General features: G+C 74.8%; 20 protein-coding genes. 9 read left to right on the plus strand and 11 right to left on the minus strand.

Annotated features, from left to right (window positions below; all coding sequences use genetic code 11):
• Window positions 1-831, minus strand: coding sequence for a PaaX family transcriptional regulator (locus K330_RS0102465; RefSeq protein ID WP_022920273.1), 831 nt, complete (start codon window positions 829-831; stop codon window positions 1-3).
• A gap of 163 nt (window positions 832-994) precedes the next feature.
• Between K330_RS0102465 and K330_RS23100 the strand changes: the two genes are divergently transcribed.
• Entirely contained in the window at window positions 995-1,162 is a 168-nt protein-coding gene (locus tag K330_RS23100; RefSeq protein WP_022920274.1) for a DUF3117 domain-containing protein, read from the plus strand.
• A 75-nt stretch (window positions 1,163-1,237) separates the two neighbouring features.
• Here K330_RS23100 and K330_RS0102475 read toward each other — a convergent pair whose 3' ends face one another.
• Entirely contained in the window at window positions 1,238-1,870 is a 633-nt protein-coding gene (locus K330_RS0102475) for an O-methyltransferase (RefSeq protein WP_022920275.1), read from the minus strand.
• 87 nt (window positions 1,871-1,957) lie between these two features.
• On the opposite strand from K330_RS0102475, the gene sigE reads away from it, so the two are divergent.
• From sigE to K330_RS18660, 3 genes are all read left to right on the plus strand, one after another.
• Window positions 1,958-2,584: an RNA polymerase sigma factor SigE gene (sigE, locus tag K330_RS0102480; RefSeq protein ID WP_022920276.1), complete on the plus strand. Its 627-nt coding sequence runs from the start codon at window positions 1,958-1,960 to the stop codon at window positions 2,582-2,584.
• Between the two features lie 53 nt (window positions 2,585-2,637).
• The gene (locus K330_RS18655) at window positions 2,638-4,011 is read left to right on the plus strand and encodes a S1C family serine protease (protein ID WP_022920277.1); all 1,374 of its coding nucleotides are present in this window, start codon (window positions 2,638-2,640) and stop codon (window positions 4,009-4,011) included.
• Between the two features lie 74 nt (window positions 4,012-4,085).
• Window positions 4,086-4,514: a twin-arginine translocase TatA/TatE family subunit gene (locus K330_RS18660; protein WP_022920278.1), complete on the plus strand. Its 429-nt coding sequence runs from the start codon at window positions 4,086-4,088 to the stop codon at window positions 4,512-4,514.
• 19 nt (window positions 4,515-4,533) lie between these two features.
• On the opposite strand, the gene K330_RS0102495 is transcribed toward K330_RS18660, so the two are convergent.
• From K330_RS0102495 to K330_RS0102505, 3 genes are read right to left on the minus strand one after another with little or no spacing between them, the layout of a single operon-like run.
• On the minus strand, window positions 4,534-5,676 hold the full coding sequence (locus K330_RS0102495; RefSeq protein WP_029202232.1) for an Mrp/NBP35 family ATP-binding protein: 1,143 nt from the start codon (window positions 5,674-5,676) through the stop codon (window positions 4,534-4,536).
• Between the two features lie 50 nt (window positions 5,677-5,726).
• A complete protein-coding gene (locus tag K330_RS18665) occupies window positions 5,727-6,302 on the minus strand; it encodes a DUF1003 domain-containing protein (protein WP_022920280.1) in 576 nt (191 codons plus the stop codon).
• Window positions 6,295-7,587, minus strand: coding sequence for a magnesium transporter MgtE N-terminal domain-containing protein (locus K330_RS0102505; protein WP_029202233.1), 1,293 nt, complete (start codon window positions 7,585-7,587; stop codon window positions 6,295-6,297). Before K330_RS0102505 ends, K330_RS18665 begins: the two co-directional genes overlap by 8 nt.
• A 109-nt stretch (window positions 7,588-7,696) precedes the next feature.
• Between K330_RS0102505 and K330_RS0102510 the strand changes: the two genes are divergently transcribed.
• Window positions 7,697-8,206, plus strand: a complete 510-nt coding sequence (locus tag K330_RS0102510) for a YflT domain-containing protein (protein ID WP_022920282.1) — start codon at window positions 7,697-7,699, stop codon at window positions 8,204-8,206.
• Between the two features lie 25 nt (window positions 8,207-8,231).
• Here the strand turns inward: K330_RS0102510 and K330_RS0102515 are convergent, their stop codons facing one another.
• Complete coding sequence (locus K330_RS0102515) at window positions 8,232-9,764, minus strand: aminopeptidase P family protein (RefSeq protein WP_022920283.1); 1,533 nt, start codon at window positions 9,762-9,764, stop codon at window positions 8,232-8,234.
• Window positions 9,765-9,853: 89 nt separating this feature from the next.
• On the opposite strand from K330_RS0102515, the gene K330_RS0102520 reads away from it, so the two are divergent.
• Window positions 9,854-11,374, plus strand: a complete 1,521-nt coding sequence (locus tag K330_RS0102520) for a threonine/serine exporter family protein (RefSeq protein WP_022920284.1) — start codon at window positions 9,854-9,856, stop codon at window positions 11,372-11,374.
• Between the two features lie 14 nt (window positions 11,375-11,388).
• On the opposite strand, the gene K330_RS0102525 is transcribed toward K330_RS0102520, so the two are convergent.
• Window positions 11,389-12,099: a hypothetical protein gene (locus tag K330_RS0102525; RefSeq protein ID WP_156875657.1), complete on the minus strand. Its 711-nt coding sequence runs from the start codon at window positions 12,097-12,099 to the stop codon at window positions 11,389-11,391.
• A gap of 89 nt (window positions 12,100-12,188) precedes the next feature.
• On the opposite strand from K330_RS0102525, the gene K330_RS0102530 reads away from it, so the two are divergent.
• Window positions 12,189-13,064, plus strand: a complete 876-nt coding sequence (locus tag K330_RS0102530) for a PHP domain-containing protein (RefSeq protein ID WP_029202235.1) — start codon at window positions 12,189-12,191, stop codon at window positions 13,062-13,064.
• A 54-nt stretch (window positions 13,065-13,118) separates the two neighbouring features.
• Here the strand turns inward: K330_RS0102530 and K330_RS18670 are convergent, their stop codons facing one another.
• From K330_RS18670 to K330_RS18675, 4 genes are all read right to left on the minus strand, one after another.
• Entirely contained in the window at window positions 13,119-14,648 is a 1,530-nt protein-coding gene (locus tag K330_RS18670; RefSeq protein ID WP_022920287.1) for a DEAD/DEAH box helicase, read from the minus strand.
• A 252-nt stretch (window positions 14,649-14,900) separates the two neighbouring features.
• Window positions 14,901-15,182 (minus strand): GlsB/YeaQ/YmgE family stress response membrane protein, encoded by a 282-nt coding sequence (locus K330_RS0102540; protein ID WP_022920288.1) that lies wholly within the window; start codon window positions 15,180-15,182, stop codon window positions 14,901-14,903.
• 128 nt (window positions 15,183-15,310) lie between these two features.
• A complete protein-coding gene (locus tag K330_RS0102545; protein ID WP_022920289.1) occupies window positions 15,311-15,541 on the minus strand; it encodes a DUF3107 domain-containing protein in 231 nt (76 codons plus the stop codon).
• Window positions 15,542-15,587: 46 nt separating this feature from the next.
• On the minus strand, window positions 15,588-16,229 hold the full coding sequence (locus K330_RS18675) for a TetR/AcrR family transcriptional regulator (RefSeq protein ID WP_022920290.1): 642 nt from the start codon (window positions 16,227-16,229) through the stop codon (window positions 15,588-15,590).
• Between the two features lie 159 nt (window positions 16,230-16,388).
• On the opposite strand from K330_RS18675, the gene K330_RS0102555 reads away from it, so the two are divergent.
• A complete protein-coding gene (locus K330_RS0102555) occupies window positions 16,389-19,673 on the plus strand; it encodes an ATP-dependent helicase (protein WP_022920291.1) in 3,285 nt (1,094 codons plus the stop codon).
• A complete protein-coding gene (locus tag K330_RS0102560; RefSeq protein WP_022920292.1) occupies window positions 19,670-22,993 on the plus strand; it encodes an ATP-dependent helicase in 3,324 nt (1,107 codons plus the stop codon). Before K330_RS0102555 ends, K330_RS0102560 begins: the two co-directional genes overlap by 4 nt.
• The last annotated feature ends 9 nt before the right edge of the window (window positions 22,994-23,002 follow it).

The following is a 23,002-nucleotide window of genomic DNA, read 5'->3' on the forward strand; positions in this document are numbered from 1 at the left end:
CTAATCTACGCAGGCCAGACCCCTGCCGTCCGCCGCCCCCGACGGTCGGTCGGGCGCCGCCCGCAGCGTGCTCGTCACGAAGGTCTCGGCCCCCGGGCGCAGCCTCCCGGCCACGTCGAGGAAGGCCTCGCGCACGCGCTGTCCCGGCCAGTCCGCGGGCAGCACCTCCACGGGCAGGCCAGGGTCGCGGAAGAGGAACTTGCGCCACTCGTGCACCAGGGCGGTCCGCAGCGGGTAGGCCTCGTGGGGCGGGAGCCGCTCCAGGGAGGTCGGCTCCGGCAGGGTGGCGGCGAACTGCTGGTAGGCCGCGGCGAGGGCGCCCAGGTCCCACAGGCGCCCGGCCAGGGCCGTCGCGTCGTCCGTCTCGGGCGTGGCCGTCCACCCCGTCCACGCGGCACCGTGACCGGCCAGGGTCTCGTCGAGCTCGGGGCTGCGCCACGGGCTGGCCCACGTGCCGGGGGACAGACGTCCGTACCCGAGGTAGCCCAGCGACGCGGACACCCGGTCCCGCCGGCGGCGGTCCCCGTCGCCCCCGACCACGACCAGGTGCCAGGTGCCGGCCCAGGGGCGCGGACGGGCGGCGTAGATCCGCTCGTGCGCACGGGCCAGACGCTCCCGTGCCAGGGGCGTCGCGGCATACCCCCGCACCCCCTCCCGCCGCTGGGCCACGAGCCACCCCTCGCGCACCAGCCGGGAGACGGCGGTGCGGGCCGCAGCCGGCTGCACCTGACAGCTCGAGGCGAGCGCGACGAGCCCCGCGACCGGGGCCCACCAGCCACGTTCGCGCAGGTGGTCGCCGTAGAGGTCGACGACGGCGGAGCGTGCGTGCACCCCACCAGTATCACCGCACACCGGCGGGCAGCCGGGGGTCGGCGGCCTCTGCTGGATTAGGATGGGCTCACGAACCGGGAGATACTAGGGACGAGTGTCGAGAGCTCCCGCCGCGACGTGCGGCGGGTGCAGCGTTCCTCGGCCGCCACAAGGAAGGGCAACCATGGCAGCAATGAAGCCTCGCACCGGAGACGGGCCGTTGGAGGTCACCAAGGAAGGGCGCGGCATCGTCCTGCGCATGCCCCTGGAGGGGGGCGGCCGTCTGGTCGTGGAGATGAACGCTGACGAGGCGACGGCGCTCGGTCAGGCGATCAAAGAGTGTGTGGGCTGAGCGCTCGCACCCCATGACGAGGAAGCCCCCGGACCGTGCCGGTCCGGGGGCTTCGTGCTGTGCGCGGGCCTGCCGTCACCGGCGGACCGCGACGAACAGGCCGTCACCCACAGGCAGCAGGAGCGGCAGGAGCCGCTCGTCCGCCCGCAGCTTCTTGCCGAGGTCGCGCAGGAGGGTCGTCAGCTCGTCCCGGCTCGCCGGGTCGGCGACCCGGTCGTGCCACAGCATGTTGTCCAGCACCAGGACGCCCCCGGCACGCAGCAGCCGGATCGCCTGCTCCACGTAGACCGGGTAGCCCTCCTTGTCGGCGTCCACCAGGACCAGGTCGTAGGCGCCGTCGGTGAGGCGCCCCAGGACCTGCCCGGCGTCCCCGCTGATCACGCGGGTGCGCTGGGAGGGGATCCCGGCGGCCGCGTACGCCTCTCTGGCGGCCCGCTGGTGCTCGGGGTCGATGTCGATGGAGGTCAGGATGCCGTCGCGCGGCATACCCTGCAGCAGCCACAGCCCCGAGCTGCCCGCCCCGGTGCCCACCTCGACGACGTGCCGTGCCGAGACCGTCGCCGCCAGCAGTCTGAGCGTCGCCCCGGCAGCGTTGCTCACCGGGGTCGCGTCGAGCTGCTCGCCGCGCCGCTGCGCCTGCTCGATGACCGGGTGGGGGGTGATGAAGTCCTCGGCGTAGGCCAGCGAGGACACCTTCGCAGCTGCCATGGCGCCCACCCTATCTGCCCCGGCGAGCCGTCCCGGCCCGCGCGGGGTGTCCAGCGGGCTCCCAGCCGCTGGTGGCAGCATCGGGCCATGAACCCCCTGCAGCCGGACGTCGACGACCGCACCGCCGCGGTGCGCGACGAGCAGGCCTGGGTCCCGCCCACCTGGGACGAGGTCGTGCGCGAGCACTCGGCGCGCGTCTACCGGCTCGCCTACCGGCTCACCGGCGACCCGCACGAGGCCGAGGACCTGACCCAGGACGTCTTCATCCGGGTCTTCCGCTCCCTCGACTCCTACCGGCCGGGCACCTTCGAGGGCTGGCTGCACCGCATCACCACCAACCTCTTCCTCGACAGGGTGCGTCGCCGGCAGCGGCTGCGGTTCGACGCACTGACCGACGAGCTGGCCGCACGCCTGCCGCTGCGCTCCTCGGGGGCCGACCCCGAGCAGGTCTACGAGATGACGCACCTGGACTCCGAGATCCAGGCCGCCCTCGCCGCCCTGCCCCCGCAGTTCCGGGCCGCCGTCGTGCTGGCCGACATCGAGGGCCTGTCCTACGAGGAGGTCGCTCAGACCCTGGGGGTCAAGATGGGCACGGTGCGCTCCCGCATCCACCGCGGGCGCGCGCTGCTGCGCCAGTCGCTGTCGCACCGCAGGCCGACCCCTCACGGCCGGTCCGCGGCACCGCTGCGGCGGCCCGCCCCGGCTCTGGGCTGAGCACGGAGCCCTCCGCCCGTGCTGCCCCGCCCCCGCTTGGCACAATCAGGTCCATGAGCGACCCCACGCAGGGCATCGACGTCGACCGCACCGGCGCCCTGCCCCCTCCCGCCGGCCGCCCGGCCCCCCCGCCGGCCGGAGCAGCGGCGTACCCCGGGTGGAGCTCACCCGGCGAGCCCCTCGGGTCCGTCGCCCAGCACCCGCAGCCTCGGGCTGCCGACGGGGAGCCGCACGTCCCGGCTGCCGACCCGCAGCCGCACGGCCCGGCGCCCGCTGGTCCCTGGGCCGCCCCGCCCTCGGGCGCCCGTCGGCGGCACGCGCGCCCGGCGCGGCGCAGCGGCGTGCCGGTGGTGCTGGCCGCCCTGGTCGCCGGGCTCCTCGGCGGCCTGGGCGGAGGTGTCCTGGCCCAGGTCCTGGCCGGCGACCCCGCGCCCGTCACCCAGGGCAGAGGGACCGGTGCGCTCCCCGAGCCGGTCCCGGTCGTCGTGGCACCGGACGGGTCCATCCCCGGCCTGTCGCGCGCCGTGCTGCCGAGCGTGGCCCTCATCTCCGTCGGTGCCGGGGGCAACGACGGGCAGGGGTCGGGCTTCGTCATCCGTGAGGACGGCTACGTGCTGACGAACCATCACGTCATCGCCGCGTCCACCACCGGTGGGGGAATCACCGTCACGCTGCCCGGGGAGGAGCCCGTGCGCGCCGAGGTGGTCGGCTCCGACCCCGCCTACGACATCGCCGTGCTCAAGGTGGACCGGACGGGGCTGGCCGCCCTGCCGTTCGCCGACCCCGACGCGGTCGAGGTGGGACAGACGGTCGTGGCGGTCGGTGCACCGCTCGGTCTGGACAGCACCGTGACCAGCGGGATCGTCTCCGCCATCGACCGTCCCGTCGTGGCCGGTCAGAGCGAGGACGTCAGCTACATCAACGCCATCCAGACGGACGCGGCGATCAACCCGGGCAACTCCGGCGGCCCGCTGCTCGACCTCGCCGGCAACGTCGTGGGGGTCAACTCGGCCATCGCCCAGATGCCCAGCAGCGCGCTCGCGCCGGCGGGCAGCATCGGGTTGGGCTTCGCCATCCCGGCCGAGCAGGCGGAGCGCACCGCCACCCAGCTCATCGAGACCGGCACGAGCCAGCACCCGGTGATGGGGGTGCACATCGACCTGCAGTACACCGGTGACGGGGCGCGGGTCCTGGTGGAGAGCTCCTCGGGGGCCCCGGCGGTCATCCCGGGGGGCCCCGCCGAGAGTGCCGGGGTGCGGCCCGGTGACGTCATCGTCTCGGTGGACGGCACCCGCATCAGGGACTCTCAGCACCTGCTGGTCGTGCTGCGCTCCTACGCCGTCGGCGACACCGTCGAGATGGTGCTGCGTGACGATGCCGGGGACGAACGCACCGTGAGCATTACGCTGGCGGGCTCCGGCGGATAGCGTCCGCGCGGTCGGTAGGCTGTGCCTCTGACCGGGCACCCCGCCCTGCCCCGCCCCGGACGCCGAGGAGAGGTGTGACGTTCTTCAACCTCACGAGCACGGAGATCGTCCTGCTCGTGCTCCTGGCGCTCCTCGTGCTCGGTCCGCGGCGGCTGCCGCACTATGCCGCGAGGCTGGCCCAGCTCGTCCGTCAGCTGCGCGACCTCGCCGAGGGGGCGAAGGGCCAGATCCGTGAGGAGATGGGTCCGGCCTTCGACGACATCGACTGGCGTCAGCTCGACCCCCGTCAGTACGACCCCCGCCGGATCGTGCGCGAGGCGCTCCGGGAGCCCGGCAGTCCCCGGCAGGCGGCGGGGGCTGCCGCCGCCGCGGCCCCCGGGGGCGCAGCTGCCGCCGGTGTGGGAGGCGCCGCGCCCGGCGCAGAACGGTCGACGGCCACCCTGCCCCGGGCGGGCGCGCACGACCCCTCCCTGCCCACGCCCTTCGACCCCGACGCCACCTGAGGCGCCCGGGCCCGACGGCTCAGACGCGCGCGGTCGGCGTGATCCCCAGCTTGCGCCCGGCCAGACCGCGCCCGCGGCGCGCCAGCTGACGTGCGATGCCGCGCAGGGCCGTGCCGGCGGGAGAGTCGGGCGCCGAGGTGACCACGGGCCGGCCGCGGTCGCCGCCCTCGCGCAGGCTGACGTCCAGGGGCACCTGACCCAGGAGCGGGACGTCGGCGCCGATCGACCGGCTCAGCGACTCGGCCACGGCCTGGCCGCCGCCGCTGCCGAAGATCTCCTGCCTGGTGCCGTCGGGCAGCTCGAGCCAGGACATGTTCTCGATGACCCCGACCAGGCGCTGGTGGGTCTGCAGCGCGATCGCCCCGGCCCGCTCGGCGACCTCGGCCGCGGCCTGCTGCGGGGTGGTCACGACGATCAGCTCGCTGCCCGGCAGCAGCTGGGCGACCGAGATCGCGATGTCGCCGGTGCCCGGCGGCAGGTCGAGAAGCAGCACGTCGAGGTCGCCCCAGTAGACGTCGGCGAGGAACTGCTGCACGGCGCGGTGCAGCATGGGGCCCCGCCACACGACGGGCTGGTTGCCCGGGACGAACATCCCGATCGAGATGACCTTCACCCCGCCGGGCTCGGCGACCGGCGGCAGGATCATGTCGTCGACCTGGGTGGGCGGCAGGGAGACGCCCAGCATGCGCGGCACGGAGAAGCCGTAGATGTCGGCGTCGACGACACCGACGCGCAGGCCCTCCTCCGCGAGCGCCGCGGCGAGGTTGACCGTCACCGACGACTTGCCGACGCCGCCCTTGCCGGAGGCGACGGCATACACGGTCGTCAGGGAGTCGGGGCGGGCGAAGGGGATCTCCCGCTCGGCGGCGCCCCCGCGGAGCTGGTCGCGCAGCGCCCCCCGCTGCTCGTCGCTCATCACCCCCAGCTGGACGTCCACGCCGGTGACCCCGTCCACCCGCGCGAGCGCGGCGGTGGTGTCGCGGGTGATGGTGTCCTTCATCGGGCAGCCGGCGACCGTCAGCAGGACGGTCACCCGGACCCTGCCGTCGTCGGAGACGTCGACCGCCTCGACCATGCCGAGCTCGGTGATGGGCTTGCGGATCTCGGGGTCGTTGACGGTCGCGAGGGCGGCCTGGAGGGCCTCGGTGCTGGGGACGGGCATGCTCTCCATGCTAAGCGTCCCGGCTGGGCGCTCCCGATCGCGGGGGCCGCTCAGGCGTCGGCGGGTCCGGGGCGCCCGCGCTCGGCCCGGCCCTGCTCGCGTCCGCGCTCCTCGGCCCGGGTCTCCATCTCCTCCAGCAGGCCGCGCAGCTCGGAGCGCACGAAGTCACGGGTGGCGACCTCACGCATGGCCAGGCGCAGTGCCGCGACCTCCCGGGTGAGGAACTCCGTGTCGGCCAGGCCCTGCTCGTCCCTGGCCCGGTCCTGCTCCACCTGCACCCGGTCGCGGTCGGCCTGACGGTTCTGCGCCAGGAGGATGAGCGGTGCCGCGTAGGACGCCTGCAGGCTCAGCATGAGCGTCAGGAAGATGAAGGCGTAGGGGTCGAACGTCAGGGACGCCGGGGCCAGCACGTTCCAGGCGATCCAGACGATGACGAACAGGGTCATCCACACCAGGAAGCGGGCGGTGCCCATGAACCGGGCGAAGCGCTCGGCGAACGCGCCGAAGCTCTCGGGGTCCATCCGTCGTTGCGTCACCCAGCGGCGGCGCTTGGCCAGGGGCTGGTCCAGGCGCTCGGCGGCGAGGCGGTCGCTGGTGGCCGGTCGGCGGCGGGCCGGCTCAGACATCGGCCACCTCGGTCACGTTGTCACGGTCCTCACGCCAGTCGTCGGGCAGGATGTGGTCGAGGACGTCGTCGACCGTCACCGCGCCGACGAGCCGTCCCTCGGGGTCGGTCACCGGCAGGGCGACGAGGTTGTAGGTGGCCAGGGCACGGGTGACCTCGCCCAGGGGCGCCTCGGGGGAGAGCGGGTCGACGTCGGGGTCCAGGATCGAGCCGACCGGCTGGTGCGGGGGCTCGCGCAGCAGCCGCTGGATGTGGACGCTGCCCAGCAGCCGGCCGGTGGGGGTCTCGTGCGGTGGGCGCGTGACGAAGACCAGGGAGGCGATCGCCGGGTGGACCTCCTCGCGGCGGACCAGCGCCAGCGCCTCGGCGATGCTCGCCTCGGGCCCGAGGATGATCGGCTCGGTCGTCATCAGGCCGCCGGCGGTGTCCTCGTCGTAGGTCAGCAGGCGCCTGATGTCCGCCGCCTCGTCGGGCTCCATCAGCTGCAGCAGCTCCTCCTGCGTCGCGGCGGGCAGGTCGGAGAGCAGGTCCGTGGCGTCGTCGGGCTGCATGACCTCGAGGATGTCGGCCGCCCGGTCGGTCGGCAGGTGCGTGAGGATCTCCAGACGGTCGTCGTCGGGCAGCTCCTCCAGGACGTCGGCGAGCGTCTCGTCGTCGAGGGCGTCGGCGACCTCCGCCCGGCGCTTGGGGGTGAGGTCGTGGATCGCCTCCGCCAGGTCCTGGGGCTTGAGGTCCTCGTAGGCCTCGAGCAGGGCCGTCGCGGCCTGGGCCGGACCCGCCTCCTGGAGGCCGTCCACGTCCTCGGGGTCGACGAGGACGGTCTCCCCGCGACGGCGGCGCAGCCGCAGCCCACGGGAGGAGCCCGCCTCGACGCCCTTGCGGACGAAGAGCTTGGTCAGCCGCCAGTCCCCGCTGCGCTGCTGGTCCATGGCGATGTCCTCGATCACCGCCGGGACGGGTTCACCGTCCTCGTCCACCGTGACCCGCCGGTCGAACAGCTCGCCGACCACGAGGGTCTCGCCGGGCCGTTGCTGGAAGCGGCGCATGTTGACCAGGCCCGTGGTGATGACCTGGCCCGCGTCGATGGAGGTCACCCGGGTGATGGGCACGAAGACACGCCGCCGGCCGGGCACCTCGACGACGAGCCCGATGACGCGCGGGCCGTGCTGGGCCCCCCGTCCGGTGAGCGTCACCACCACGTCGCGCACCCGGCCGACCTCGTCGCCGATCGGGTCGAAGACGCTCATCCCGTTGAGACGGGCGACGAAGACGCGGGGGGAGCTCACGAGGTGAAGGATACCGAGCACGTCACCTGCGGACCCTGCGGCGGTCGTCCTGCCCGGTGGGGGGCGTCCGGAGTCGCCGGTCCCTGCCGGGGCGCGGCACAATGGCTGCGTGACCTCACCAGCACGCACCCCCGGACGTCCCGGGCCCGGCCCGGTCCTCGCCCTGGACTACCCGATGAGCCTCGGCGTGTTCGAGAAGTACGAGGAGGCCCAGGCCGTCGTCGACTACCTCTCCGACCAGGAGTTCCCCGTCGAGCAGTGCATGATCGTCGGGACCGAGCTCAAGCAGGTCGAGCGGGTCACCGGCCGCCTGACCACGGGCCGCGTCGCGCTGGGCGGGCTGCTCTCCGGCGTCTGGCTGGGCCTGTTCGTCGGGCTGATCTTCGCGCTCTTCGCCCAGACCGGCGACGCCCTCTTCACCGTCCTGGGCTCGGTGCTGTTCGGCGCCTTCTTCGGCCTGGTCTGGGCGCTGATCGGCTACTCGATGACCCGTGGACAGCGTGACTTCGTGTCCGTCTCCCAGGTGGTCGCGACCCGCTACGAGGTGCTCACCGAGCACAAGCTCGCGCAGCAAGCCCGCGACCTGCTCGACCAGCGGCCGGGGGCCACGCTGACCTGACGGGCCGGGCCGGGCGCGACCTGCCTCAGCCGCGCGCCCCGGCGGACCGCACCCACGCCTCGACCTCGTCCGCGGTGCGGGGGAGCATCGCCGAGAGGTTGCGGTGGCCGTCGGCGGTGATGACGATGTCGTCCTCGATCCGCACCCCGATGCCACGCAGCTCCTCGGGCACCAGCAGGTCGTCGGACTTGAAGTAGAGCCCGGGCTCGACCGTGAGCACCATGCCCTCGCGCAGCTCGCCCTCGACGTAGTCCTCCCGCAGCGCCAGCGCGCAGTCGTGCACGTCCAGGCCCAGGTGGTGGCTCGTGCCGTGGACCATCCACCGGCGGTGGAACTGGCCCTCCTCGGCGTCCAGGGTCTGCTCCAGGGTGACACCCTCGGGCAGCAGGCCCCACTCGAGCAGGTGGCGTGCGACGACCTCGATGGCCGCGGCGTGGACGTCCTTGAAGCGGTTGCCTGGACGGGCTGCGGCCAGCCCCGCCTCCTGCGCCTCCAGGACGGCCTCGTAGACCTTGCGCTGCGCGGGGGTGAAGGTGCCGTCGACCGGCACCGTCCGGGTCACGTCGGCGGTGAAGAGCGAGTCGGTCTCCACCCCGGCGTCGAGCAGGAGCAGGTCGCCGTCCCGGACCTCGCCGGTGTTGCGGATCCAGTGCAGCGTGGTCGCGTGCTCACCGGCGGCCGCGATGGAGTCGTAGCCGACGCCGTTGCCGGCGTGCCGGGCGTGCAGCCCGAAGACCCCCTCGACCCAGCGCTCGCCCCGGCCCCGCCGCACCGCCTCCGGCAGCTGCTCCACGACGGCGTCGAAGGCCCGGGCGGTCGCCTCGACGGCCTCCTCCATCTGCCGTACCTCCCACTCGTCCTTGACCAGGCGCAGCGTGGACAGCGTCCGGGCCAGCACGGCGTCCGCCTCCTGGGCGGCGGACCGGCTCGCCTCGTCGGTGGTCAGGCCCACCTGCCCGCGGACCGCGTCGACGGTCTCGGCGACCTCACGGTCGGCGTCCCGCACGACCAGCAGCGACAGCCCGCCAGGTCCGGCGTCCTTGGCCAGCGCGTCAGGCAGCTCGTCCAGGTGGCGGGTGGCGACCCCCAGCTCGGAGGCGGCGGAGGCCAGGGTCGGGCGGGTCCCGACCCAGAACTCCCCGACGCGGGAGTCGGCGAAGAACTCCTCGCTGTCCCGGTCGGCCAGCGGCAGGAAGTAGAGCACGGCCTCGTGACCGTCGGCGCTCGCGCCGTCGGGGGAGGTGCGCGGCTCCAGCACCAGCACGGCGTCCGGCTCGCGGTCGGCGCCGAGACCGGTCAGGTGGGCGAAGGCGCTGTGCGGGCGGAAGACGTAGTCGGTGTCGTTGCTGCGGATCTTCAACCCGCCGGCGGGGACCACGACGCGGGTGCCGGGGAAGGCGGCGGAGACCTGCTCGCGACGGCGCGCTGCATACCTGGCCGCCTCGGTCAGCGGCGGCAGGTCGTTGCTGCGAGGTGCCCAGTCACGTCCCATGAAGGCGCGGAACGCGGCTCCGGAGGGGCGGTTGCGGTGCTCGGCCTTGTGCTGCTTCTCACTCACCCGGTCATCGTAGGTGGTGCCGTCCGGGACCCGGGCCCGAGCACCCGGCGGGTGGACGCGGGGTGGCCCCGGGAGCCTAGGCTGGACCGGTGAGCGAGCTGACCCCGACCCCTCCAGTCGCCGGCGAGGTCACCGGGCCCCAGCTGGTCCCCGCCCCGGGCGTGCGCCCCGCCCGACGGGTGGGACGGGTATGGCGTGACCGCGCCGTCCACGTCGTCCGCGGCGTCTCGCCGCCCACCATGGCGCTGGGCACCCGGCTCGGCGGGGACGAGGACATCTCCCAGCGGCACGCGCGGGCGGTGATCGACCTGGCGCTGCGGGTGGGCGAGGCGATGCTGTCCACCGGCGCCTCGGCGGCCGACTGCGTGGCCAACGTGCTCCGGCTCACCTACGCCTACGGTGTCCGCTCGACCCACGTCGACGTCACCTTCACCTCCATCACCGTCTCGATCCACCGCGGCCTGCACGAGGACCCGCTGTCGGTGATGCGGGTCATCCCGGGGCGGGCGCCGGACTACACGCGGCTGGAGGCGGTGCAGCGGCTCGTGGACGAGGTCGCCGGCGACGCCGCGGCCGGGCGTGAGCCCGTCGACGTCGTCGAGGCACGCCGGCGCCTGACCGAGGTGCTCACCGCGTCCCACCCCTACCGGCGCTGGGTCGTCACCGTGGGCGCCGCGCTGCTGACCGTGGGCGTGGTGATGCTCTTCGGGGCGGCCCCCGGCATGTGGGTGGTGGCCGCGGTCTCGGCGGTCGTCGTCGACCGGGTCCAGCGGGTGATGTTCGGCATCGGGCTGGCCGCGTTCTTCGCCCAGGTGCTCAGCGCGATGGTGCCCACCACGATCGCGCTGGGTCTCTTCTGGGCGATGGAGCACGGCCTGGAGCTGCCCGGGGTGCGGTCGCCCTCCCTCGTCGTCATCGCCGGCATCGTCATGCTCCTGGCCGGCCTGGGCGTCGTCGGGGCCGCGCAGGACGCGCTGGACGGCTACTACGTCACGGCGGGCGCGCGCGTGATGGAGGTCGTGATCATGACCCTGGGCATCGCCGTCGGTGTGGCTGTCGTCATCGGCACCGCCAACCGCCTGGGCGTGTCCATGGAGATCTCACCCTTCGTGGTGCTCGGTGGCACACCGCTGCTGAGCACCGCCGGGGCGCTCCTCATCGCCGTCGGGTTCTGCCTGGGCACCTACACGGGTCTGCGCGCCACGCTCGTGGCCACGCTGGTCGCCGCCCTGGGCTGGCTCGTCTTCGAGCTCGCCCTGGGGGTGGGCCTGGGGCCGGTGGAGAGCACCGCGGTGGCCGCGACCCCCGTGGGGGCCCTCGCCTACGTCGCCCACCGCCGCCTGCGCCTGCCCGAGCTGGCCATCGGCACGGCCGGCATCGTCACCATGCTGCCGGGCCTGGCGGTCTACCGGGCCGTCTACCTGCTGCAGGACGGTGCGCCCAGCGTGGTGCCCAACGCCGCCGTGCACCTCATCACCGCGGTCGCGACCGGGCTGGCGCTCGCCGGCGGGCTGTCGATCGGCGGCTACGTCGCACGCCGCCGGCTCGGGCTGGACATCGCCGCCCAGCGAGCCCGGCGACGCTCGCGCGGACGCGTGGTCGAGGGCTGAGGACGCGGGACCGCTCAGTCGTTCCAGGTCCAGGAGGCCAGGATCTCCTCCAGGACCGGCGCGGCGTCTTCGGCCTGGCTCTCGACGGCCGAGAACGTCACCACGTAGAGGGTCCCGTCGTGGCTGATCCACCGCTGGGTCTGGTGCACCGCGACGCCCTCCACCTCCCGCACCAGCGTGTAGCCGGGCGCCCGGTTGCCGTCGACCTCGACCGGCTCCAGCAGCTCGTACTCGCCGTCCTCGCCCGCGAGCTCGGCCGCCGTCTCCTCCACGGCCGAGGTCAGGTTGGAGACGTACTCCTCCTCGGTCACCACCACGTTGGTGAAGAAGTCGTCGACCCGCTCGGTGTCCTTGGCCGCCACGAGGATGCCCTCACCCTCGACGAGGTCGAGGGCGTCCTCCCACCGGTCGGGGATCTCGATCTCGAAGCTGTCGTCGGCCGCGGTCACGCTCCTGGGCCCGGCCGTCGATGCCGCCTCGTCATCGGGGGCCGCGGAGGTCACCGCGGCCTCCTCGGGGGCCTGCGAGGTGGCAGCCGCGTCGTCCGCGGTGCCGGTGGCGGCATCCTCGGAGGTGGCCACGGCGTCGTCGACGCTCGGGGCGGAGGAGCTCACCTCGTCGTTGGTGGGCTCCTCCTGGGCGCACCCGGCGAGCACGGTCAGGGCCAGCAGCGCGGTCGCACCGGTGGTGGCCACCGGACGGCGACGTCGTGGCGTCAGGGTCATGGGGCTCCTCGGGTCGGGCACCCGGCAGGCCCGGGCGTCGTCGGCACAGCAGGTCCAGTATGCCGTCGCGCACCGCATACCGTGTCCTCATGCTCACGGTCCCGCCCGACGCCGTCATCGACCTGCACACGCACTCCCGGCACAGCGACGGCACCGAGCCTCCGGCGACCGTCGTCCGCGAGGCTGCCGCCGCCGGCATCGACGTGGTCGCGCTCACCGACCACGACGTCGTCTCGGGGTGGGCCGAGGCAGACGCGGCGGGCCGCGAGGTCGGGGTGGTGGTGGTTCCCGGCATCGAGGTGTCGTGCAGCTGGCGGGGGATCTCGGTGCACCTGCTGGCCTACCTGCCGGACCCGCACGACGCGGACCTGGCCGGGGAGCTCGCGGCCAGCCGCCACAGCCGGGACACCCGGATGCAAGCGATGGTGGAGCGGCTGGCCGCGGACGGCTTTCCGGTCACCTACGACGAGGTGCGCGCCTCGGCGGCCGACGACGCCGCCCTGGGCCGGCCCCACATCGCGGACGTGCTCGTGCGCAACGGGGTCTTCGGTCATCGCGACGACGCCTTCCGCGAGCTGCTGACCACGCGTAGCCGCTACTACGTCTCCCATGCCGCGCCCGACCCGGTGCGGGCGACCGAGCTCGTCGTCGCCGCAGGGGGAGCGGCGGTGCTGGCCCATCCGTTCGCCGCCAAGCGCGGACGCACCGTGACCGACGAGGTGGTCGCCGAGATGGCCGCCGCCGGCCTGGCCGGCCTCGAGGTCGAGCACCGTGACCACGGTCCTGCGGAGCGGCAGCACGCCGCGGACCTCGCGGCCCGCCTGGGTCTTGTCACGACCGGGTCCAGCGACTACCACGGGACCGGCAAGCAGAACCGGCTCGGCGAGAACACCACGACCCCCGAGGCGCTGGAGGAGATCCTCGCGGGGGCCTCGGGGACACCCCTGCTGGGGTCGGTCGGCTGAGCCGGTCGCCCCGGGTCGTGCGACCGGCCTCCGCGACGGGTGCGCCCCTCCGGGTCAGTCGGTCGTGGCCGCGCCCCGGGAGGAGCCGGGCACGCGGGTGGTGCGGCGGCGCCGCCGACCGCCCTGGCCCCCCGCCGCGGCGGGCTGCTCACCCTGGCTCTCGGCGTTGTCCCGTCGACGGTTCCCGCCCTCGCGCCGGCCCTCCGAGGCGCCGCCCCGGCCGCCGCGCTCACCTGACCGCCCGCCGCGGGCACCGTCCCGGCCGCTGCGGCCCCGGCCCCGCCCGGACCCCCGCGACTCGGGTCCGCCCAGGTCCTCCAGCCGCTCCCCGGCGAGCCCCTCGTGGGTGCGGGCCGACCTCGGCAGCGTGCCTCGGGTGCCCTCGGGGATGTTGAGCTGCTCGTAGAGGTGGGGGCTGGAGGAGTAGGTCTCCTCCGGCTCGGGGTAGCCCAGGTCCAGGGCCTTGTTGATCAGCCCCCACCGCGGCATGTCGTCCCAGTCCACGAAGGTGATCGCCACACCGGTGGTTCCGGCACGGGCCGTGCGGCCGATGCGGTGCAGGTAGGTCTTCTCGTCCTCGGGGCACTGGAAGTTGATGACGTGGGTGACGGCCTCGACGTCGATGCCGCGCGCGGCGACGTCGGTCGCGACGAGCACGTCCACCTTGTCGTTGCGGAACGCTCGCAGCGCCTGCTCGCGCGCGCCCTGGCCCAGGTCGCCGTGGATGGGTGCCGCGGCGAACCCGCGGTCCGCCAGGTCGTCGGCGACCTTGGCCGCGGTGCGCTTGGTCCGGGTGAAGATGATCGTGCGGCCGCGGCCCTCGGACTGCAGGATCCGGGCGACCATCTCCACCTTGTCCATGGCGTGCGCCCGGTAGGCGAACTGCTCGACCGCAGCGACGGTCTGGCGGTCGTCGCCGTCGTCGCTCATCGCCCGGATGTGGGTGGGCTGGGTCATGTACTGGCGGGCGAGCGAGACGACCGCGCCCGGCATGGTGGCGCTGAACAGCATGGTGTGGCGGCCGGCGGGGGTCAGCGCCAGCAGCTTCTCGACGTCGGGCAGGAAGCCCAGGTCGAGCATCTCGTCGGCCTCGTCCAGGACCACCGTCCGGGCGTGCGCCAGCGACAGGTGGCCCTTGGCGGCCAGGTCGAGCAGCCGCCCGGGCGTGCCGACGACGACCTCGACGCCCTTGGCCAGGGTCTCGATCTGCGGCTCGTAGGCCCGCCCGCCGTAGATCGTCAGGACGCGGATGCCACGGTGCGTGCTCGCCTTGGCCAGGTCGCCCGAGACCTGCACGGCCAGCTCCCGGGTGGGGGCGACCACCAGCGCCTGCGGGGCGCCGGGGGCGGCGAGGTCGGCGAACCCGGCGTCACCGGGGGCGAGCACGTGGTGCAGCAGCGGCAGGCCGAAGCCGAGGGTCTTGCCGGTGCCGGTCTTGGCCTGGCCGATGATGTCGTGCCGCGACAGCGCGACGGGCAGCGTCATCGCCTGGATGGGGAAGGGGTGGGTGATCCCGTTGTCGGCCAGGCCCCGGACGAGGTCGGGGTGGAGGCCGAAGTCGGCGAAGGTGCGGTCTTCCTGCATGGGTCTTCCGATCGGTCGGGTGGTCCGGACGCGCGGGTATGCAGCGCGCCGGGCTCTCGCGGGCCGATCGGGAACATCCTTGTGGAGGGTGTCGGGCGACGCGCCCGACGTGCAGCAACCGCAGCGAAGCGGCCGACCGGTCACCGGTGAACCCCTCCAGGGTAGCGGAGGAGCGGAGCAGCTCCGTCAGCACGCGGCACGGCGCGTCCTCCGTGCGGAGGACGCGCCGTGCGGCGTGCGGTCGTGCGGGTGTCAGCTGATGCGGCGGGCGCTGTTGTCGCGACCGGTCACGGCGCCGTAGACCAGGACGGCGACGATCGCGAAGATGGTGCCCAGGATGAGGCCCCAGAAGCTGAACTGGTCACCCTCGGTACCCAGGAAGTTGGCTCCGACCCAGGAGCCGATCAGGGAGCCGACGGCACCCAGGAGGATGGTCATCGGCAGGGAGATGTTCTGCTTGCCCGGGAGGATGAGACGGGCCAGGGGGCCCACGATGCAGCCCACGATGAGGGCGACGACGATGGTCCAGAGCATGGCGTTGGAGACCTTTCAGATCGACACGAGCCGGGGATGGACCCAGCCTCGGCACCACGGTGTCCCGTGGTCACACCAGTCACGGTAGTGACATCTGCACGGCGGCGCCACCGCAGGCGTCCGGTCGGTCAGTGCGTGGTGCCGAAGCCCACGCGGCTCTTCTCCGGCGAACCGATCTCGACGTAGCCGAGGGCGGCCGTCGGCACGAGGACGGTGGCGCCCTTCTCGTCGACGAGCTCGACGATCGGCGCCCCGCTGCTCACCGCCTCGGCGATGGCGGCACGCACCTGGTCGGGTGTCTGGGTGGACTCGAGGGTCACCTCGCGGGCGACGTCACGGACACCGATGCGGATCTCCACGGTGGTCCTCCTTCTTGGCTGGTAGGGAAGTGGTGCTGCGACGAGGTTAACCCGGCGCCGGCCGCTCCCCGGGCGCGGCCCGGGGACCCGGGTCCGACCCCTCCTCCACCTGGGGCACGTACCCCATACCCCGCCACGCCAGCCTGGCCACCAGGTCGGCGGCGTGGGCCCGGGACAGCGGCGAGCCGCTCTCCACCCAGTGCCGGGCCGCCGACTGGGCCATGCCGACGAGGGTGGTCGCCAGCAGGACGCACTCGGACCACCCCAGGGCGGTCTGGTCCTGCACCACGCGGCCGATGAGCTCGGCGCACCGGCGGCGCGCGCCGTCGAGCAGCTCGGCGACGGCCGGCTCCCCACCCATGTCCGAGTCGAAGACGAGCTGGTAGCCCGAGCCGGGGCGGTCGACGAGCTCGAAGAACCCGTGCAGGCAGGCCCCGATCCGCTCCCCGTTGTCGGGGGTGGACGCGAGGGCGGCCTCGATCATGGCCACCACGTCGTCGCACACCCCGCGGGCGATGCCCAGGTAGAGGTCGAGCTTGCTGTCGAAGTGCTGGTACAGCACGGGCTTGGAGACCCCGGCCCGCTCGGCGATGTCGTCCATGGCGGTCGCGTGGTAGCCCTTCTCGGAGAAGGCGCCCAGGGCGGCCGCGAGCAGGAGCGCCCTGCGCTCGTCCCGGGGGAGACGCACCCGGGCCTCACCGCGTCCACGTGCCCCGGTTCCCGCCACCGTCCCACCTCGTCTCTGGTGCGTTCATCCTAGGGCCACCACGGCCCGGCGTGGGTACGGCCGGGCCGGGGGTCGGCGGCGGCGCGCAGGCCTGTCGGGGCTCGATGGTGTGATGGGATCATGACAGCCGGACCGGACGACGCCGCAGGAGCTGCCCCGTCGCACCTCGACGAGGTCCAGGAACGGGTCGCAGGCCACCGCGGCGGGGTCCTGCTCGTCCTCGGGGCTCCCGGGACGGGCAAGACCACGACGCTCGTCGAGCATGTCCGGCGACGGATCCGCACGGGCGGAGCAGACCCGGACTCCTGTCTCGTGCTCGCCCCGACGAGGCAGGCGGCCGCCCGGTTGCGGACCGAGATCGGGCGTGGGCTCGGCCGGACGTTCGCCGAGCCGCTGGCCCGCACCCCGTCCTCGCTGGCCTTCGCCGTCCTCCGCCTGGCCGCCGCCGGCTCGGGGGAGCCGGTGCCGCGGCTGCTGTCCGGCGCGGAGCAGGACGTCGTCCTCAGGGAGCTGCTCGCCGGGCACGCATCCTGGTCCGACGCCGGCGCACGCGTGCCGCGCTGGCCCGACCATCTGGCGGCAGCCCTGCCGACCGCAGGGTTCCGTGGCCAGCTGCGCGACCTGCTCATGCGGGCCGTGGAGCACGGTCTGGAGCCGGACGACCTGCGGCGCCTGGCCGACGAGCACGGGCGTGCCGAGTGGGACGCCGCTGCCGACGTGCTCCAGGAGTACGACGAGGTCACCGCGCTGTCCGACCCGGGCGCCTACGACCCGGCATGGATCGGCACGGCCGCCGCCGACGTCCTCGAGGACGACCCGGAGCTGCTGGCCAGGGTCCAGGCCCGGATCCGCCTCGTCGCGGTCGACGACGCGCAGGAGCTCACGGCGTCCGCGGCCCGCCTCCTGAGGGTCCTGCGGCCACCCGCGGCGGACGTGCTGCTGGTGGGTGACCCCGACGCCGGAGTCCTGGGGTTCCGGGGGGCGGTCCCGGACCGCTTCGTCCGCCTGGCGCACGAGCTGCACGGGCGTCGTGGGCAGGGGACCACCCGGGCGCCTGCCCCGACGTCCCCGGTGGAGGTGCCCACGGCCGTGCTGCCGTTCCGCTACCGCGGAGGCCCTGAGCTGGCCGGGGCCTCGGCGCGTGTGGCCGAGCGGATCGGCACGACGGTCGGGGCCGCCCACCGCGGGCCGGCCCCCGTGCCGGACAGGGACCGACCGGGCGCCCCGGGGTATGACGGGCGCGGCACGACGGAAGGCTCCGGTGGCCAGACGTCCCCGCCGGTGGAGGTGGCGGTCGCCCGAAGCCGGGCCCAGGAGGTCGCGCACGTGGCCCGGCAGCTGCGCGCGGCGCACCTGCGGGAGGGCGTCCCGTGGGAGCAGATGGCCGTGATCGCCCGGTCGGGCGGGCAGCAGGACACGGTGCGGCGGGCCCTGGCCGCGGGCGGGGTGCCGGTGCGCGTGGACCGTGCCGGTCTGCCGCTGGGGCAGGACCCCGCGGTGACGCCGCTGCTGGTCGCCTTCGACGTGGTGACCCGCGAGCCCGACCTGCCCTGGTCCACGACCGCGGAGGAGGCGATCACGCTGCTGACGAGCCCGCTGGGTGGCGTCGACCCGGTGCACCTGCGACGCCTGCGCCGTCGGCTGCGGGCCGCCGAGCTCGTCGACGGCGGTCAGCGGTCGGCGGACGAGGTCCTGGCCGACCGGCTGGCCGAGCCGGGGCTGGTGCTGACCTCACCGGCCGACCTGCACCCCGACCTGGCGCCGCTCGTGCGGCTGGCACGCGTCCTGGACGCCGGTCGGGCCGCTGCCGACCGGGCACCGGCGGGGACGGCCGAGGACGTGCTCTGGGCGTTGTGGGACGCCAGCGGCCTGGCCAGGGTCTGGACGCAGCAGGCGCTGGCCGGCGGTGCGCTGGGGGCCCGGGCGGACCGTGACCTCGACGCCGTGCTGGTCCTCTTCGGAGCCGCCGAGGCCTACGTCGACCGGCTCCCCGGCAGCCGGCCGCGCAGCTTCCTCGACCACGTGCGCAGCGCGGAGGTCGCCGCCGACACCCTGGTCGTCGGCGCCCGCGCGGGTGGCGCGGTGGAGATCCTCACCCCGCAGGCGGCCGCCGGGCGGCAGTGGAGCCATGTCGCCGTGGTCGGCGTGCAGGACGGGGTCTGGCCCGACCTGCGCCTGCGCGACACCCTGCTCGGCGCCGAGGCGCTGGTCGCGGCCCTCCGGGGGCAACCGGTGGGCGGGCCGCAGTCCGTGCGGGCCGCGCAGGCCCAGGTGCGCTCGGACGAGCTGCGCCAGTTTCACGTGGCGGTCAGCCGTGCCTCCGCACGACTGCTGGTGACCGCCGTGGCCAGCACCGAGGACCAGCCCTCCGGCTTTCTCGCCCTGGTCGACCCCGAGCACCAGGCCCGTCCGCCGGTGGAGGTCGAGCCCGCCCTCACCCTGCGCGGTCTGGTCGGGCACCTGCGGCGGGAGGCGGTCTCGGCCCAGCGTGCGGGCGACCTGGCGCACCGGGACGCTGCCGTCGACACGCTGCTGACGCTGGCACAGGCCGACGTCGGCGGGGCCCCGCCCACCACCTGGTGGGACACCCGTGGCCTGTCTACAGCCCGGACGGTCACCCCCGAGGGGCCGGTCCGGGTGTCGCCGTCCAGGGTGCAGACCTTCCTCGAGTGCCCGCTGCAGTGGTTCCTCACCGCCCGGGGTGCCGAGAGCGGCGACGCGGTCCGTGCCGAGATCGGCACCCTCGTGCACGACGTGGTGGCGGCCGAGCCGGACGCGTCGCGCGAGCAGCTCACCGACCGGCTGGAGGAGCGTTGGCCCGAGCTGGGCCTGCGTCCCGGCTGGGTCGCCGACCGGCAGCTGCAGGAGGCCCGCGGGATGGTCGAGCGCTACGTCCGTTACGTCGACGAGTCCCGTGCGGCCGGTCGCGAGCTCGTCGGCACCGAGCTCGCGCTGGCGGTCACCGTGCGGCCCGAGGACGCCGGCGGTCGGGAGGTCGAGCTGCGGGGCACGGTCGACCGGCTGGAGCGCGACCCTGACGGCGACCTCGTCGTGCTCGACCTCAAGACCAGCCGCACCAAGCCGGCGGCAGCCGAGATCGAGCGGCACGCCCAGCTGGGTTCCTACCAGGTCGCCGTCGACGAGGGTGCCTTCGAGCACCTGGCGCCGGGTGCCCGCAGCGCAGGCGCGCAGCTGGTCCAGCTCGGCAGCGGCACCCGCGGGACCACCACCCAGCGGCAGGGCCCGCTCGCGGGTGACGCTGACCCGGGCTGGGCCCGCACCATGCTCCTGGACGCCGGGGCGGGGATGGCCGGCAGCACCTTCCCGGCCAGGGTGGGTCCGGCGTGCCGGACCTGCTCGGCGAGGTTCAGCTGCCCGATGCAGCCCGAGGGACAGGGACGATGAGCACCGTGACCGATCGCGACGGCACGCCGGCACGGCCCGCCCCGGCCGTCTCGCCGCGCTACAGCGCGGCCGATCTCGCCGAGGCGCTCGGCACGCACCCGCCCACCCCCGAGCAGACGGCCGTGATCGAGGCCCCGCTGTCACCCACGGTCGTCGTGGCCGGCGCCGGCTCCGGCAAGACCGAGACCATGGCCACGAGGGTCGTGTGGCTCGTCGCCAACGGTCACGTCCACCCGGCGGAGGTGCTGGGCCTGACGTTCACCCGCAAGGCGGCCCTGGAGCTCAGCGCACGCCTGGCCACCAAGCTCGACCTGCTGCGCGGCGCAGGGCTCTGGTCGCCCGGTGGGGATGACGACGGACGGGGTGAGCAGGACGCCTTCGACCTGCCGACCGTCTCCACCTACCACGCCTACGCCGGCCGGCTCGTGAGCGAGCACGGCCTGCGCCTGGGGGTCGAGCCCGACGCCCAGCTGCTGTCGGAGGCTGCCTGCTGGCAGCTCGCGCACGAGGTGGTGGCCGCTCACGACGGGGACATGGCCGCGATGACCTACGCCGAGTCGACCGTCGTGCGGTCCGTGCTCAACCTCGCCGGCGAGCTCGGCGAGCACCTCGTCGACCCCGGGGCCGCCCACCGGTGGGTGGAGCAGCAGGCCGAGCGGGTCGCCGCGCTGCCGGGCCGGGACGGTGCGCGTCCCCGGGCCGTGGGGCGCAACCTGTCGGCGACCCTGCGGGCCCAGGCGCTCGTCTACCCCCTCGTCGAGCGCTACCGGGCCGCGAAGGCGGCCCGCGGCGCGCTGGACTTCGGCGACCAGATGGCGCTCGCCGCCCGGCTCGCCCGTGACGTGCCCGCCGTCGCCGTCGCGGAGCGCGCCCGCTTCCGGGCCGTGCTGCTGGACGAGTTCCAGGACACGTCGGAGGCCCAGATGGTCCTCATGAGCTCGCTCTTCGGCGGCGCCGACCTGCCGGTCACGGCCGTCGGCGACCCGCACCAGTCGATCTACGGCTGGCGGGGCGCCAGCGCCGGGACCCTGACACGGTTCCCGCGTGAGTTCGCCGTGGACGGACGGCCGGCCGGGGTGCTCAACCTGAGCGTCTCCTGGCGCAACGACCGGGCTGTGCTGGCGGCGGCCAACGCCGTCGCAGGCGACCTGCAGGCCGTGACCCGGATCCCGGTCGAGACGTTGCGGGCCGGACCCGCCGCCGACGACGGTCTGGTGGAGGTCGCCCGGCTGGTGGACCACGTGGCCGAGGCGGAGCACGTCGCCGGCTGGGTCAAGGACCACTGGGGCGGGCCCGGAGCCGCCACCGCAGCCGTCCTGTGCCGCGCCCGCGCCCAGTTCCCGACGGTCGTGGACGCGTTGCGGCGTCGTGGCCTGCCCGTCGAGGTCGTCGGGCTCGGCGGGCTGCTCGACAGCCCGGAGGTCCTCGACCTCGTCGCCCTCCTGTGGGCGGTGCAGGAGCCGACGCGCGGAGACCAGGTCATGCGGCTGCTGACCGGGCCGGTCTGCCGGCTCGGTGCCGCCGACGTCGACGCCCTGTGGGCCTGGGCCCGGGTGCAGGCGCGCCCGCCGGCGGGGTCGGACCGTCTCGGTCGGGAGCACGCCCCCGTGCTCGCCGAGGCGCTCGACGACCCGCCCTCGGACACCTGGGTCGGCCCCGACGGGCAGCACCTCAGCCCGGAGGGCGCCGCCCGCGTCTCCTGGCTGTCCGGTGTGCTGCGGCGGATGCGCTCGCTGGTCGGTCTCTCGCTGCCCGACCTGGTCGTCGAGGCGGAGCGGCTGCTGGGGCTGGACCTGGAGGTCGCGGCCGACCCTGACCTGCACCCCACCTGGGGACGGGCCCAGCTCGACGCCCTCGCCGATGTCGCTGCCGGGTTCGCCGCGGCCGCCGACCGGGTCAGCCTGGGCGGCTTCCTCGACTGGCTGGACGCCGCCCGGCAGCACGAGCGCGGGCTCGAGGAGGCGGAGGTCCCCGAGCTGGCGGAGGTGAGCGTGGACCGGCAGGCGGTGCAGGTCCTGACGGTGCACGCGGCCAAGGGCCTGGAGTGGGACCTCGTCGCGGTCCCGGGCCTGGTCGAGGGCACGTTCCCGGCGGGCGGGTCACCTGCCCGGGCCGACGACGGTGGCTGGGTCGTGCCGGAGCGGGCGGACAAGGGCTGGCTCACCGGCATCGGCCGCCTCCCCACCCCGTTGCGGGGCGACCGCGAGGACCGCCCTGACCTGGGCTGGGCGTCCGTCGGCGACACCCACGAGCTCGACGACGAGCTGGCTCGCGTCTTCCGGGAGGGCGGCCGCTACGCGGTCCGCGAGGAGCGGCGCCTGGCCTACGTCGCCCTGACCCGCGCCCGCCACCGCATGCTGCTGACCGCCCCGGTGTGGTCCACCGGCAAGCGACCCCGCGTGACCTCACGCTTCCTCGACGAGGTGCGCGCCGCCGCGGACGTGGGGGTCGCCGTCCGCGCGTGGGAGCCGATGCCCGACCCGGACGACCCCCGGGAGAACCAGAACCCGCGGCTCGCCGAGGAGGAGTCCGCCCCGTGGCCCGTGGACCCTCCGGCCCGCCGGCGGCACGTGCAGGATGTCGCGACCGCACTGCTCTCGGCAGGGGCGGCCCGCGCGTCCCGGGCGGCCGCCGCGGACACACCGTGGCAGGACCTCGCACGCCAGCTCCTGACCGAGCGCGAGGAAAGCAGGCGCGCCGTGCCGTCACCACCGCTGCCCAGCCACCTGTCGACGTCCTCGGTCGTCGAGCTCGCGGCGGACCCGACCCGGTTCCGGGCCCGGCTGCGGCGGCCGCTGCCCGCTCCGCCCGCGGGCCACGCCCGGCTCGGCACCGCCTTCCACGCCTGGGTCGAGCAGCACTACGCCGCGGCGGCCCTGGTCGACCTGCACGACCTGGCCGGCGCGGAGCCGGAGGACGGTGCCGAGGAGGACCTGGAGGTCCTGCAGCGCAACTTCCTGGCCAGCGAGTGGGCCGGGCGCTCCCCGACCGCCGTGGAGGTGGGCGTGGAGACCTCTCTGGGCGACCGGAGCGTGCGTGGGCGGCTCGACGCGGTCTTCACCGACCCCGACGGCGGCGTGACGATCGTCGACTGGAAGACGGGGCGGCCGGGGACCTCCCAGCAGCAGCGTGCCCGCGCTCTCCAGCTGGCCGTCTACCGCCTGGCCTACGCCCGGCTCACCGACCGGGATCTCGCGCAGGTGCGTGCCGCCTTCTTCTACGCCGCGTCCGGCGAGACCGTCCGCCCGGACCTGCCGGGCGAGGACGAGCTCGAGCAGCTCCTCGGCGACCTGGCGGACGACCCCCTCCGGGACGGCTGACGCCCAAGG

This window comes from Ornithinimicrobium pekingense DSM 21552 (assembly GCF_000421185.1).
Lineage (GTDB): Bacteria > Actinomycetota > Actinomycetes > Actinomycetales > Dermatophilaceae > Ornithinicoccus > Ornithinicoccus pekingensis.

What these genes read in the sequence shown, in the direction of transcription:
- K330_RS0102525 (WP_156875657.1), bottom strand. Translation starts at nt 12,099, where the DNA reads ATGACCCTGACGCCACGACGTCGCCGTCCGGTGGCCACCACCGGTGCG.
- K330_RS0102555 (WP_022920291.1), top strand. Translation starts at nt 16,389, where the DNA reads ATGACAGCCGGACCGGACGACGCCGCAGGAGCTGCCCCGTCGCACCTC.
- sigE (WP_022920276.1), top strand. Translation starts at nt 1,958, where the DNA reads ATGAACCCCCTGCAGCCGGACGTCGACGACCGCACCGCCGCGGTGCGC.
- K330_RS0102495 (WP_029202232.1), bottom strand. Translation starts at nt 5,676, where the DNA reads ATGCCCGTCCCCAGCACCGAGGCCCTCCAGGCCGCCCTCGCGACCGTC.
- K330_RS18665 (WP_022920280.1), bottom strand. Translation starts at nt 6,302, where the DNA reads ATGTCTGAGCCGGCCCGCCGCCGACCGGCCACCAGCGACCGCCTCGCC.
- K330_RS0102560 (WP_022920292.1), top strand. Translation starts at nt 19,670, where the DNA reads ATGAGCACCGTGACCGATCGCGACGGCACGCCGGCACGGCCCGCCCCG.
- K330_RS18670 (WP_022920287.1), bottom strand. Translation starts at nt 14,648, where the DNA reads ATGCAGGAAGACCGCACCTTCGCCGACTTCGGCCTCCACCCCGACCTC.
- K330_RS0102530 (WP_029202235.1), top strand. Translation starts at nt 12,189, where the DNA reads ATGCTCACGGTCCCGCCCGACGCCGTCATCGACCTGCACACGCACTCC.
- K330_RS23100 (WP_022920274.1), top strand. Translation starts at nt 995, where the DNA reads ATGGCAGCAATGAAGCCTCGCACCGGAGACGGGCCGTTGGAGGTCACC.
- K330_RS18655 (WP_022920277.1), top strand. Translation starts at nt 2,638, where the DNA reads ATGAGCGACCCCACGCAGGGCATCGACGTCGACCGCACCGGCGCCCTG.
- K330_RS0102475 (WP_022920275.1), bottom strand. Translation starts at nt 1,870, where the DNA reads ATGGCAGCTGCGAAGGTGTCCTCGCTGGCCTACGCCGAGGACTTCATC.
- K330_RS0102540 (WP_022920288.1), bottom strand. Translation starts at nt 15,182, where the DNA reads ATGCTCTGGACCATCGTCGTCGCCCTCATCGTGGGCTGCATCGTGGGC.